Annotated in this window: 11 protein-coding genes; 6 read left to right on the forward strand and 5 right to left on the reverse strand. The window is 72.0% G+C overall.

Annotation, left to right across the window (positions count from 1 at the left end; all coding sequences use genetic code 11):
* Window positions 1-83: 83 nt before the first annotated feature.
* The gene (locus A8711_RS12225) at window positions 84-881 is read left to right on the forward strand and encodes an MBL fold metallo-hydrolase (RefSeq protein ID WP_069088267.1); all 798 of its coding nucleotides are present in this window, start codon (window positions 84-86) and stop codon (window positions 879-881) included.
* 151 nt (window positions 882-1,032) lie between these two features.
* Here A8711_RS12225 and A8711_RS12230 read toward each other — a convergent pair whose 3' ends face one another.
* Window positions 1,033-1,983: a malate dehydrogenase gene (locus A8711_RS12230; RefSeq protein ID WP_043328370.1), complete on the reverse strand. Its 951-nt coding sequence runs from the start codon at window positions 1,981-1,983 to the stop codon at window positions 1,033-1,035.
* Between the two features lie 98 nt (window positions 1,984-2,081).
* On the reverse strand, window positions 2,082-2,945 hold the full coding sequence (locus A8711_RS12235) for a bifunctional methylenetetrahydrofolate dehydrogenase/methenyltetrahydrofolate cyclohydrolase (protein WP_069088268.1): 864 nt from the start codon (window positions 2,943-2,945) through the stop codon (window positions 2,082-2,084).
* 390 nt (window positions 2,946-3,335) lie between these two features.
* On the opposite strand from A8711_RS12235, the gene A8711_RS12240 reads away from it, so the two are divergent.
* The 5 genes from A8711_RS12240 to A8711_RS12260 all read left to right on the forward strand — a co-directional run bounded on the left by A8711_RS12240 (window position 3,336) and on the right by A8711_RS12260 (window position 8,967).
* A complete protein-coding gene (locus tag A8711_RS12240; protein WP_064446556.1) occupies window positions 3,336-4,934 on the forward strand; it encodes an ABC transporter substrate-binding protein in 1,599 nt (532 codons plus the stop codon).
* An 89-nt stretch (window positions 4,935-5,023) separates the two neighbouring features.
* Window positions 5,024-5,962 (forward strand): ABC transporter permease, encoded by a 939-nt coding sequence (locus A8711_RS12245; RefSeq protein ID WP_043328367.1) that lies wholly within the window; start codon window positions 5,024-5,026, stop codon window positions 5,960-5,962.
* Entirely contained in the window at window positions 5,955-6,911 is a 957-nt protein-coding gene (locus tag A8711_RS12250) for an ABC transporter permease (protein WP_030501500.1), read from the forward strand. The genes A8711_RS12245 and A8711_RS12250 overlap by 8 nt, the downstream gene beginning before the upstream one ends.
* A 6-nt stretch (window positions 6,912-6,917) precedes the next feature.
* Window positions 6,918-7,955, forward strand: coding sequence for an ABC transporter ATP-binding protein (locus A8711_RS12255; protein WP_064446559.1), 1,038 nt, complete (start codon window positions 6,918-6,920; stop codon window positions 7,953-7,955).
* Window positions 7,939-8,967 (forward strand): ABC transporter ATP-binding protein, encoded by a 1,029-nt coding sequence (locus tag A8711_RS12260; protein ID WP_069088269.1) that lies wholly within the window; start codon window positions 7,939-7,941, stop codon window positions 8,965-8,967. The genes A8711_RS12255 and A8711_RS12260 overlap by 17 nt, the downstream gene beginning before the upstream one ends.
* A 207-nt stretch (window positions 8,968-9,174) precedes the next feature.
* Here the strand turns inward: A8711_RS12260 and A8711_RS12265 are convergent, their stop codons facing one another.
* The 3 genes from A8711_RS12265 to purN form a co-directional block, all read right to left on the reverse strand.
* Window positions 9,175-9,552 carry a hypothetical protein gene (locus A8711_RS12265; RefSeq protein ID WP_069088270.1) on the reverse strand — a complete coding sequence of 126 codons (378 nt, stop codon included), beginning with the start codon at window positions 9,550-9,552 and terminating at the stop codon, window positions 9,175-9,177.
* Between the two features lie 147 nt (window positions 9,553-9,699).
* Window positions 9,700-11,274 carry a bifunctional phosphoribosylaminoimidazolecarboxamide formyltransferase/IMP cyclohydrolase gene (gene purH, locus A8711_RS12270; protein ID WP_069088271.1) on the reverse strand — a complete coding sequence of 525 codons (1,575 nt, stop codon included), beginning with the start codon at window positions 11,272-11,274 and terminating at the stop codon, window positions 9,700-9,702.
* Entirely contained in the window at window positions 11,271-11,891 is a 621-nt protein-coding gene (gene purN / locus A8711_RS12275) for a phosphoribosylglycinamide formyltransferase (RefSeq protein WP_069088272.1), read from the reverse strand. Before purN ends, purH begins: the two co-directional genes overlap by 4 nt.
* Between the last annotated feature and the right edge of the window lie 91 nt (window positions 11,892-11,982).

An 11,982-nucleotide genomic window follows, 5' to 3' on the forward strand; every position in this document is an offset into this window, starting at 1 on the left:
TGGCCGGCAGTCCCCAGGCGGCCCGGGTGGGCCGCCGGAAAAGCGGGCTGCGCCGTACCGCGACCCGCTGGCATCATCGTGCGATGCCGCGCAGCCGCACCCTCGGGTCTATCACGGTCACCGCGCTGTCCGACGGCGAGGGGCCCTTCTTCCAGCCCCGCGGCGAGGCGTTTCCCGGCGCCATCCAGGCGCACTGGGCGGCTGCCGACCGGCTCGACCCGAGCGCCGTCACCGCCGACGGCCGCTGGTGGCTGCGGTTCCGCGCGTTCGCGGTGCGGGCCGGCGACGGTCCGGTCACGCTCGTCGACGCCGGCATCGGCCCGGCCGACTCGCTCGCCGCGAGCTGGGCGCCGGTCCCCGGCCGGCTGCCGGCCGAGCTGGCCGCCGCCGGGATCGATCCGGCCGACGTCCGCACCGTGGTCCTCACCCACCTGCACACCGACCACGTGGGCTGGGCCGGCGCGCTGTTCCCGAACGCGGACCACCTGGTACAGCGCGCCGAGCTGGACGCGCTGGAGCTGTTCCACCCGGAACTGCCGGCCCGGCTGCTGGGGCCGTTGCGCGCCGCCGGCCGCCTGCGGGTGGTCGACGGCGAGACGCCCCTCGCCCCGGGGGTACGGCTGCTGCACACCCCAGGCCACACGCCGGGTCACCAGTCGGTGCTCATCGAGGCGGACGACGAGCGCCTCCTGATCACCGGCGACCTGCTCGTGCACGCGATCCAGTTGGTCGCCCCGGAGCTGGCGTACGCCCACGAGGTGGACCCGGACGAAGCCCGCCACGCCCGCACGACCCTGCTGGCAACCCTCTCCCCCGCCACCCTGGCCACTCCCCACCTGACCGCCCCCTTCACCCCCCACCCCCGACCGGGTCGATCATGAGGTTGGCGGCGGAATTGGAGATCGAGTACGCCGTCAACTTCATGATCGACGGGGAGAGCGGGGAGAACTGGGAGGGCGGGGAGAGACGCGGGCGGGACAGCGGAAGGCCCGCCGGCGGAAGCCGGCGGGCCTTCTGCGCAGTTGGTCGGGCTCACATGCTGGCGACGTCGCCCTGCTTGGCGCGGACGGCCTCGGCGGCCTCCTTCAGCGCGGCCAGCTCGTCGGCGTCCAGGTCGGTCTCGACGACCCGCTTCACGCCCTCGGCGCCGATCTCGGCCTCGACGCCCAGGTAGACGCCGGAGATGCCGTACTCGCCGTCGACCCAGGCGCAGACCGGCATGACCTCGCCGGAGTCCTCGGCCACTGCCTTCGCCATCCGGGCCGCGGCGGCGGACGGGGCGTAGTACGCCGAACCGGTCTTGAGCAGCGCGACGACCTCGGCGCCACCGTTGCGGGTCTTGACGACCAGCTCCTCGATCTGCTCGGCCGGCATGACGTCACGCAGCGGCTTGCCGTTCACGGTGCTCTTGGACGGCACCGGGACCATCGTGTCGCCGTGCGAGCCGAGCGTCAGGGTCCGTACCGACTTCACCGGTACGCTCAGCGCCTCGGCGACGAAGTTGGTGAAGCGGGCGGTGTCCAGCATGCCGGCCTGGCCGAGCACCCGGTTGCGCGGGAACTGGGTGGCGAGCTGGGCCAGCGCGGTCATCTCGTCGAGCGGGTTGGACACCACGATGACGACGGCGTTCGGCGCGTACTTGGCGACGTTCTCGGAGACCTGCCGGACGATCTTGGCGTTGGTCTCCAACAGGTCCATCCGGCTCATGCCGGGCTTGCGCGGCAGGCCGGCGGTGATGACGACCACGTCCGAGCCCTCGATGGCGTCGTAGCCCTCGCCGTTCGGGCCGGTGGTGACGCCGACAACCTTGGTCTCGAAGCCCTCGACCGCGCGGGACTGGTTGAGGTCGAGCGCGAGACCCGCCGGCTTGCCCTCCACGATGTCGGTGATCACGACGGTGTCGAAGACGTCGTACTCGGCCAGGCGCTGTGCGGTGGTCGAGCCGTAGAAGCCGGCGCCGACGACAGTGACCTTCTTACCCATGGTCGTCCCACTCCCTGATCCCAGTCGGTTTTCCGGACCGTATCAGCCATCCTGGCACCGATCGGGCCAGGGGCGGACGGTTATGACCTGGGTGGGTGTCAGCCCGCCCGCTCGGCCCGTTCGACCACGTTGGTGAGCAGCATCGCCCGGGTCATCGGACCGACGCCGCCGGGCATCGGCACGAGCTTGCCGGCGACCTCGGCGACCTCCGGGTCGACGTCGCCGGTGTAGCGGCCCTTGCCGTCGTCGCCGATCACGCGCGTGATGCCGACGTCGACCACTGTCGCGCCCGGGTTGACCATGTCGGCGGTGAGCAGGCCCGGTACGCCGGCGGCGACGATGACGACGTCGGCGGCGCGGGTGTGCGCGGCGAGGTCGAGCGTGCCGGTGTGGCAGAGCGTCACCGTGGCGTTCTCGCTGCGCCGGGTCAGCAGCAGGCCCAGCGGACGGCCGACCGTGTTGCCCCGGCCGACGACGGCCACGTTCGCGCCGCGCAGCGGCACGTCGTGGCGGCGCAGCAGCTCCACGATGCCGCGCGGGGTGCAGGGCAGCGGAGCGTCGTACCCGAGGACGAGCCGGCCCAGGTTGACCGGGTGCAGCCCGTCGGCGTCCTTGTCCGGGTCGATCGACTCCAGCGCGCGCTGGGTGTCGAGGTGCCCGGGGAGCGGGAGCTGGACGATGTAGCCGTGGCAGGCCGGGTCGGCGTTCAGCTCGGCCAGAGCCGCGTCGAGCTGCTCCTGGGTGGCGCCGGCCGGCAACGTGACCCGCAGCGAGGCGATGCCGACCTCGGCGCAGTCGCGGTGCTTGCCGTTGACGTACGCCTGGGAGCCGGGGTCCTCCCCGACCAGCACCGTGCCGAGGCCGGGGGTGATGCCGCGTTCCGCGAGCGCCTTGACCCGGGCCCGTAGCTCGTCCTTGATCTCCGCCGCAGTGGCCTTGCCGTCCAGGATCGTCGCCGTCACATCGTGATCGTCTCACGCCCGCTGGCGGGCCCGGACGACGACGGCCGACGATCACGCTGCGCAACGTGCGCTAAGTCACGGAGAGTCACCAATCACGGTGACGCCGCAGCCCGGTCACACCCGGACGGGCAGGGACCGGACAGCGGGAACAGCCGTCGCAGACCGCCCGGCCACGCGCGGACCGGAACAGAGGCAACCAGGAAAGAACTAGGCAGGGGCGAGGTTTAGCACGCGCGAGCGGCAACGACAAGACAGGGCGAACACGATCCGTCATCGATCAACCACGCGCCAGTTGTCGATGGGCCGAACCGCGACCTACCGTTACCGCTCGTTGCGCAGAGTCACCCAACGTCGGGACGACCGCGCAGCGTGAGGAGATGAGGAGACCCCATGCGTGTTCGTAGGCTCGCGGCCTGGGCCGCGCTCCCGCTCGCGGTGACGCTCGGCCTGACGGCCTGCGGCTCGGGCGGCGGCAGCGGCGGTGCCGGCAACCCCGACGCGGCCGTGCGGATCGAGATCGCCGAGCCGCAGCACCTGGTGCCCACAAACACCAACGAGACGAGCGGCTCCCAGGTCCTGTCGGCCCTGTTCAGCCCGCTCGTCGACTACGACGAGGCGAACAAGCCGCACGAGGTGGCGGCGGACTCGGTGACGACGTCGGACAACAAGGTCTGGACGATCAAGCTGAAGCCCGGCTACACGTTCCACAACGGCGAGAAGGTCACSGCCGACAACTACATCGACGCCTGGAACTACGGCGCGTACGCCCCGAACGGCCAGAACTCCAGCTACTTCTTCGAGAAGGTGGCCGGCTACGACGACCTCCAGGGCGAGACGCCGAAGGCGAAGACGCTCAGCGGCCTGCAGAAGGTCGACGACCTGACCTTCACCGTGACGCTCAACGAGCCGTACGTGGACTTCAAGTCGATGCTCGGCTACACCGCCTTCTACCCGCTGCCCAAGGCGGCCTTTTCCGCGCCGGGCGTGCTGGCCGAGGGCTACGAGCAGGCCCCGATCGGTCAGGGCCCGTTCAAGATGAAGGGCAGCTGGCAGCACGACGCCAAGGTCGAGGTGGAGCGCTACGACGCCTTCCCGGGCCAGCAGCCCAAGGTCGCCGGTGTCGAGTTCCGCATCTACCAGCAGCCGACCGCCGCGTACGCGGACGTGCTGTCGGACAACCTCGACGTGATCAAGACGATCCCGACCGAGAACCTGTCCACCGCCGCGACCGACCTGGGCGACCGCTACCAGGAGAGCCCGGCCTCGTCGCTGCAGGTGCTGGCCTTCCCGACGTTCCAGGAGGAGTTCAGCAAGCCCGAGGTGCGCAAGGCCATCTCGATGGCGATCGACCGGGACGAGATCACCAAGTCGATCTTCAAGGACTCGCAGCGGCCGGCCCGCTCGTTCGTCTCGCCGGTGGTCGCCGGCTACCGGGAGAACACCATCGGCACCGCGGGCGCGTTCGACCCGGTCAAGGCCAAGGCCATGTACGAGGCCGCGGGCGGCCCGAAGAAGATCGAGCTGTCCTACAACGGCGACGGCGGCCACAAGGACTGGATCGACGCCACCTGCAACCAGCTCAAGGCCAACCTGGGCGTGGACTGCGTCGGCACCGCCGAGCCGAAGTTCGCGGACCTGCTGACCAAGGTCAAGAAGAAGCAGCCGGTCGGCCTGTTCCGGATGGGCTGGGTCATGGACTACCCGTCCATGGAGAACTACCTCGGCCCGCTGTACAGCAGCACCGGCTCGTCGAACTACTACGGCTACAGCAACCCGGAGTTCGACAAGCTGCTCGCCGAGGGCGCCCGCGCGGCGACCGAGGACGAGGCGATCAAGAAGTACCAGGCGGCGGAGGACCTGCTTGCGCAGGACATGCCGGTGATCCCGCTGCGGTACGGGCAGAACAACTTCGGCCACTCGACCAAGGTCAAGAACGTCCACGTGGACCTCTTCGACCGGGTGGACCTGCTGAAGATCGAACTCGCCTGACACCCTGCTGACGGGCCGGGCCACCCCCACCGGGTGGCCCGGCCTTGGCATTGGCCCGCATTTGCGCTGCTTTCGGCAGACTTGCCAGCATGCTCCGCTTCATCCTGCGGCGACTCCTGCAGATGGTCCTCGCCTTCTTCGGGACCACTCTGATCGTCTACGCGCTGATGTTCGCCGGGCAGGGCGACCCGATCCAGGCCCTCGCCGGGGAGCGGCCGGTGACCCCCGCGCAGCGGGCCTACCTGACCGAGAAGTACCACCTGGACGCGACAGGGGTCGGCGGCTTCTTCTACCGCTACTTCAACTACCTCGGCGGCCTGGTCCAGGGTGACCTCGGGCAGTCGCTGACCGGGCGGCAGATCAGCGACATCCTCGCCGCCGCCTGGCCGGTCACCCTCAAGCTGGCGGTGATCGCGATGGCGGTCACGGTGATCTTCGGAGTCACCGCCGGCGTGATCGCGGCCATCCGCCGCTCCGGCGTGTTCGACCACGCCACGCTCGTGCTCACGCTGCTGGTGCTCGGCATACCCACCATCGTGCTCGCGCCGCTGGCGCAGTACTTCCTCGGCGTACGCTGGCCGATCTTCCCGCCCACCGCCGGAGCGCAACCCTCCTTCTACGCGCTGCTGCTGCCCGGCATCGTGCTCGGCTCGCTGTCCCTGGCCACCGCGCTGCGGCTGACCCGTACCTCGGTGACCGAGAACCTGCGCGCCGACTACGTCCGCACCGCCCGCTCGAAGGGCCTGCGGCGACGCCGCATCGTCGGCGTGCACGTGCTGCGCAACTCGCTCATCCCGGTGATCACCTTCCTCGGCGTCGAGCTGGGCAACCTGATGGGCGGCGCGATCATCACCGAGGGCGTGTTCAACGTGCCCGGCGTCGGCTTCAACCTGTTCCGCGGCATCCGCACCGAGGACGGCCCCCTGGTGGTCGGCATCGTCAGCGTGCTCGTCGTGGTCTACCTGCTCTCCAACCTGGTGGTGGACGTGCTCTACGCCGTCCTCGACCCGAGGATCCGCTATGAGTGACTTCGAGACGGTGGCGGCCACCGAGAACCAGGCGGCGCGGCGCGGCGTCTCCGGCGAACCGGGCACGCCCGGCCGGGCCGGGCGCCCCGACCGGGCCCGCAGCCTGGCCGGGGACGCGTGGCGGGACCTGCGCCGCAACCCGGTCTTCTGGATCAGCCTGCTCCTGGTGGTGCTCGTCGCCGCGATGGCGGTGGCCCCCGGGCTGTTCGCCGCGAACGACCCGCGCGACTGCGTGCTCTCCCGCCAGCACGCCGGGCCGTCCGGCGGGGCCATCTTCGGGTACGACTTCCAGGGCTGCGACACGTTCGCCCGCGCGGTCTACGGCGCCCGCGCCTCACTGCTGGTGGGGGCGCTCTCCGCGCTGATCACCGGCGTGATCGCGCTCGTCGTCGGGATGCTCGCCGGCTACTTCGGCGGCTGGGTCGACGCGGTGCTCTCCCGGGTGATCGACATCGTGCTCGGCATCCCGCTGCTGCTCGCCGCGATCGTGCTGCTCAAGCGGGTCAGCACCAGCGGCGACACGGTACGGCTGTTCGCGGTGATCTTCGTGCTGGCGCTGCTCGGGTGGACCACAGCGGCCCGGGTGGTCCGCTCCTCGGTGATCACCGCCCGGGAGCAGGACTACGTTGCCGCAGCCCGGATGCTGGGGGCCGGCAACGGTCGGATCATGTGGCGGCACATCCTGCCGAACGCGCTCGCCCCGGCCATCGTGGTGCTCACCATCGCGCTCGGCTCGTTCATCGCGGCCGAGGCGACGCTGAGCTTCCTCGGCATCGGCCTGAAGGCGCCGACCATCTCCTGGGGCATCGACATCGACGCCGGGCGGGTGCACATGCGCGAGTCGGCGACGCCGCTGATCGTACCGTCGGCCTTCCTCGCCCTGACCGTGCTCGCCTTCATCATGCTCGGCGACGCGATCCGCGACGCCTTCGACCCGAAGCTGCGGTGACAACCCATGACCCAGTCGTCGGCCCGGCCCACGCCGGCCTCGCCCACCCCGCCGGGCGGGCACCTGCTGGAGGTACGGGACCTGCACGTCGAGTTCCGCACCCGCGAGGGCGTGGCCCGGGTCATCAACGGGGTGACGTACCACCTGGACGCCGGGGAGACGCTCGCGGTGCTCGGCGAGTCCGGCTCCGGCAAGTCCGTCACCGCCCAGGCGATCATGGGCATCCTGGACACCCCGCCCGCGTACGTGCGCGGCGGGCAGATCCTCTACCAGGGGCGGGACCTGCTGACCCGGCCGGAGGAGGAACGCCGTCAGATCCGGGGCACCGAGATCGCGATGATCTTCCAGGACGCGCTGTCGGCGTTGAACCCGGTCTTCCCGGTCGGCTGGCAGATCGGCGAGTCGCTGCGCGAACGGGCCGGGATGTCCCGGGCCGACGCGCGCAGGCGCACGATCGAGCTGATGGACCTGGTCCGGATCCCGGCTGCGGCGAAGCGGCTCGGCGACTACCCGCACCAGTTCTCCGGCGGCATGCGCCAGCGGGTCATGATCGCCATGGCGCTGGCTCTCGACCCGAAGGTGCTGATCGCCGACGAGCCGACCACCGCGCTGGACGTGACGGTGCAGGCGCAGATCATGGACCTCCTGGCCGACCTGCGCCGCGACCTCGGCACGGCGCTCATCCTGATCACCCACGACCTGGGCGTGGTCGCCGGTGTCGCGGACCGGATCGCGGTCATGTACGCGGGCCGCATCGTCGAGCACGCCGACGTGCACGCGCTGTACCGGGCGCCGGCCCACCCGTACACGAAGGGGTTGCTGGAGTCGATCCCGCGCCTGGACGTGCGCGGCCAGGAGCTGTCGAGCATCCGCGGCCTGCCGCCGAACCTGATGGCGATCCCCTCCGGCTGCCCGTTCCACCCCCGGTGCCCGTACGTCCAGCAGGTCTGTGTGGACGAGGTGCCGCACGACCTGGTGCTCGGCGACGGGCGGACCAGCGCGTGCCACTTCGCGCAGGAGGTGCACGATGACAGCGCCGGCTGACGCCACGAAGGTGCGCGGCGAGACCATCCTCTCCGTCGACCACCTGGTCAAGCACTTCCCGATCAGCCAGGGCGTGCTGTTCAAGAAGACCATCGGCCAGGTCAAGGCGGTCGACGGCGTCTCCTTCGAGCTGCGGCGCGGTGAGACGCTCGGCGTGGTCGGCGAGTCCGGCTGCGGCAAGTCCACGCTGGCCCGGCTGCTGATGCGCCTGGAGACGCCCACCGCCGGGCGGGTCACGCTGGAGGGCCGCGACCTGCTGCGGGCCGGCGGGGCGGACCTGCGCCGGCTGCGCCGCAACATGCAGATGGTGATGCAGGACCCRTACACCTCGCTGAACCCGCGCATGACTGTCGGCGACATCGTCGGCGAGCCGTTCGAGATCCACCCGGAGGTGGCGCCGAAGCGCAGCCGGCGGCAGCGGGTGCAGGAGCTGCTGGACGTGGTCGGGCTCAACCCGGAACACGTCAACCGGTACCCGCACCAGTTCTCCGGCGGCCAGCGGCAGCGCATCGGCATCGCCCGGGCGCTSGCGCTGCGGCCCGAGRTSATCGTCTGCGACGAGCCGGTGTCGGCGCTSGACGTCTCCATCCAGGCSCAGGTGATSAACCTGYTGGAGMAGCTCCAGGRCGAGTTCGGSCTGTCGTACRTCTTCATCGCCCACGACCTGTCGGTGGTGCGGCACATCTCCGACCGGGTCGCGGTGATGTACCTGGGCCGGATCGTCGAGATCGGCACCGAGGAGCAGATCTACCAGCGGGCCACCCACCCGTACACCCAGGCGCTGCTGTCGGCGGTCCCGGTGCCCGATCCGGAGGCCCGCGACCGGCAGACCATCATCCGGCTCAGCGGCGACGTGCCCAGCCCGGCCGACCCGCCGTCCGGCTGCCACTTCCGGACCCGCTGCTGGAAGGCCGAGGAGGTCTGCGCGGTCCAGGACCCGCAGACCGTGCCCCGGGCGGCGGACCCGCACCCCAGCGCCTGCCACTTCGCCGAGGTCCGCACCGACGTGTGAGCGCGACGGAGGCCCCGTCCCCCGGAGGAAGAGGGGGCGGGGCCTCCGCTGCGGCGGGTTGGGCGTGGACCCGGGGCGATCCCGGCGGCGTTGAGGCGCGCCGCCGTACGTGATCGGTGTCCCGCGACGGAACCGCCGGGTCGACGCGGCGGTCCGGTGCGGCTCGGGTGAGGTGTCCCGGCGTGCGGGTCCCGGGTCCGGCGTGGCTCAGGCGGCCGGCGGGGCGCGCGCGGCGAGCGGGCCGCGCGGCGGCAGCGGCACGACCGGCGGCCGGGGCGCGGGCACGACGGGTTCCGGCACGGCCGGACCGGCCACGCGCGGGAGCGCGGCCGGGGCCAGGTCGTCCGGTCCGTCGGCGTAGCCGAGGCCGCCGCCGTGGTCGTGCCACGGCCCGGCGGCAAGCTCCGACCAGGAGATTCCGGGGTACGCGGTACGCAGCGCGACCGGGCTCGTTCCGGCGGCCGGCGCGGCGGCGAGCGTTCCGGCAGGTGGCGCGGCGACGGCGGGCGCGGCGGCCGATCCCAGTCCGGCCAGGACGAAGGCCAGCGTGACGACGACGGCGGTCAACCGGTCGCGAACGCGCATGGCACACCTGCCGGTCTCACGGGCGGCGGAGACGGTCGATCGTCGCCGCGCACACGCTAGCAACCGGTTCCGGCGGCGGGCAACGGCCCGGCGTCCGGGTGCGTCCGTCGGGTGGACGACCGACGCACCCGGGCGACTACGGCCTGGTCAGTGGAAGAAGTGCCGCGTCCCGGTCAGGTACATGGTGACGCCGGCCGCCTTGCAGGCCGCGATGGTCTCCTCGTCCCGGATCGAGCCGCCCGGCTGCACGATCGCCCGTACCCCGGCGTCGATGAGGATCTGCGGGCCGTCGGCGAACGGGAAGAACGCGTCGGAGGCGCAGACCGAGCCGCGGGCCCGCTCGTCGCCGGCGCGGCTGACCGCCAGCCGCGCCGAGTCCACCCGGTTGACCTGACCCATGCCGACGCCGACGGTGGCGCCGTCGCGGGCCAGCAGGATCGCGTTGCTCTTCACCGCACGGACCGCCCGCCAGGCGAACGCCAGGTCGCGCAGCGTCGCGGAGTCGGCCGGGTCGCCGGTGGCCAGCGTCCAGCCGGACGGGTCGTCGCCGGGCGCGTCGACGGCGTCCCGCGACTGCACCAGCACGCCGCCGCTGACCTGCCGCCACTCGGCGGGCCGCACGGCGAACTCGGGCGCCCGCAGCAGGCGGAGGTTCTTCTTGGCCCGCAGCAGCTCCAGCGCGTCCTCGTCGAAGCCGGGCGCCACCAGCACCTCGGTGAAGATCTCCGCGACCTGGCCGGCCATCGCCGCGTCGACCGGCCGGTTCACCGCGATCACCCCGCCGAACGCGGAGACCGGATCGCAGGCGTGCGCCTTGCGGTGCGCCTCGGCCACGTCCGCGCCGACCGCGATGCCACACGGGTTGGCGTGCTTGATGATCGCCACCGCCGGCTGGTCCGGGAAGTCGTTGGCGGCCCGCCAGGCGGCGTCCGCGTCGACGTAGTTGTTGTAGGACATCTCCTTGCCGTGCAGCTGCTCGGCCTGGGCCAGCCCGGCCGGCGCGCCCGGATCGGTGTAGAGCGCCGCCGCCTGGTGCGGGTTCTCGCCGTACCGCAGCACGGCCTGGCGGCGCAGCGCCAGCCCGGCGAACTGCGGCCAGCCGTCCTCGGCCGGCGCCACGGTGGTGGCGAACCAGTCGGCCACCGCCACGTCGTAGTCGGCGATGTCGGCGAAGGCCCGGGCGGCGAGCGCCCGGCGCTGGGCGATCGTGAAACCGCCGTCGGCGAGCGCGGCCACCACCGCCGGGTACGCGGCCGGGTCGGTCACCACCGCGACCGAGGCGTGGTTCTTCGCCGCGGCCCGCACCATCGCCGGGCCGCCGATGTCGATCTGCTCGACACACTCTTCGGTGTCGGCGCCGGAGGCGACGGTGGCCTGGAAGGGGTAGAGGTTGGAGACCAGCAGGTCGATGCCGGCGATGCCGTGCTCGTCGAGCTGGGCGGCGTGCGCGTCCTTGCGCAGGTCGGCGAGGAGACCACCGTGGATCTTCGGGTGCAGCGTCTTGACCCGCCCGTCGAGGATCTCCGGGAAGCCGGTGACCTRCTCGACCGGCGTGACCGGCACCCCGGCGCCGGAGATCGTCGACGCGGTGCTCCCGGTCGACACGATCTCCACGCCGGCCCCGTGCAGGGCGCGGGCCAGCTCGGCCAGGCCGGTCTTGTCGTAGACGCTGACCAGCGCGCGCCGGATCGGGCGGCGGCCGGCGTCCTCAGTGGCGTTCACGGGATGGTGACCTTTCTTCCGGTGATCGTCCAGCCTTCACGGACCAGGCGGCCGACCTGCTCGACGAGCTGGCGCCGCTCGGCGGACTTGATGCGCTCGGTGAGCGTGTCCTCGTCGTCGCCGTCGAGCACCGGCACGGCGACCTGGGCCACGATCGGCCCGGTGTCCATCCCGGCGTCGACGAAGAACAGCGTGGCCCCGGTGACCTTCACGCCGTACGCCAGCGCGTCACGGGGGCCGTGGATGCCGGGGAACGCCGGCAGCAGCGTGTTGTGCGTGTTGAGGTAGCGGTCGCCGAACGCGGCCAGGAACTCCGGCCCGACCAGCTTGAGGAACCCGGCGCTGATGACCAGGTCCGGCCGGTGCTCGGCGACCCGCGCGGTGAGCGCCTTGTCCCAGTCGGCGCGGGTGGGGTGGTCCTTGACACGCTCGACGAAGGACGGCACGCCGGCGGCGGCGGCCCGGTCCAGGCCGGCGATCCCGTCCCGGTCGGCGCCGACGGCGACGACCCGGGCGCCGAAGCCGGGGTCGGCGGTGGCGTCCAGCAGCGCCTGGAGGTTGCTGCCGGAACCGGAGACGAGGACGACGAGGCGGGCGACGGACGCGGGCTCGGTCACGCGGCAACCCTATCGGGCAGGTCAGGCGCCCCGGCCTCGGGGCGGCGGCTCAACGGTTGACCTCCCGGGTGGCGTGCTCGCGGTACGCTGC

This window comes from Micromonospora sp. II (assembly GCF_001709195.1).
Taxonomy (GTDB): Bacteria; Actinomycetota; Actinomycetes; order Mycobacteriales; family Micromonosporaceae; genus Micromonospora; species Micromonospora chalcea.

What these genes read in the sequence shown, in the direction of transcription:
- A8711_RS12245 (WP_043328367.1), top strand. Translation starts at nt 5,024, where the DNA reads ATGCTCCGCTTCATCCTGCGGCGACTCCTGCAGATGGTCCTCGCCTTC.
- A8711_RS12250 (WP_030501500.1), top strand. Translation starts at nt 5,955, where the DNA reads ATGAGTGACTTCGAGACGGTGGCGGCCACCGAGAACCAGGCGGCGCGG.
- A8711_RS12230 (WP_043328370.1), bottom strand. Translation starts at nt 1,983, where the DNA reads ATGGGTAAGAAGGTCACTGTCGTCGGCGCCGGCTTCTACGGCTCGACC.
- A8711_RS12225 (WP_069088267.1), top strand. Translation starts at nt 84, where the DNA reads ATGCCGCGCAGCCGCACCCTCGGGTCTATCACGGTCACCGCGCTGTCC.
- A8711_RS12265 (WP_069088270.1), bottom strand. Translation starts at nt 9,552, where the DNA reads ATGCGCGTTCGCGACCGGTTGACCGCCGTCGTCGTCACGCTGGCCTTC.
- A8711_RS12255 (WP_064446559.1), top strand. Translation starts at nt 6,918, where the DNA reads ATGACCCAGTCGTCGGCCCGGCCCACGCCGGCCTCGCCCACCCCGCCG.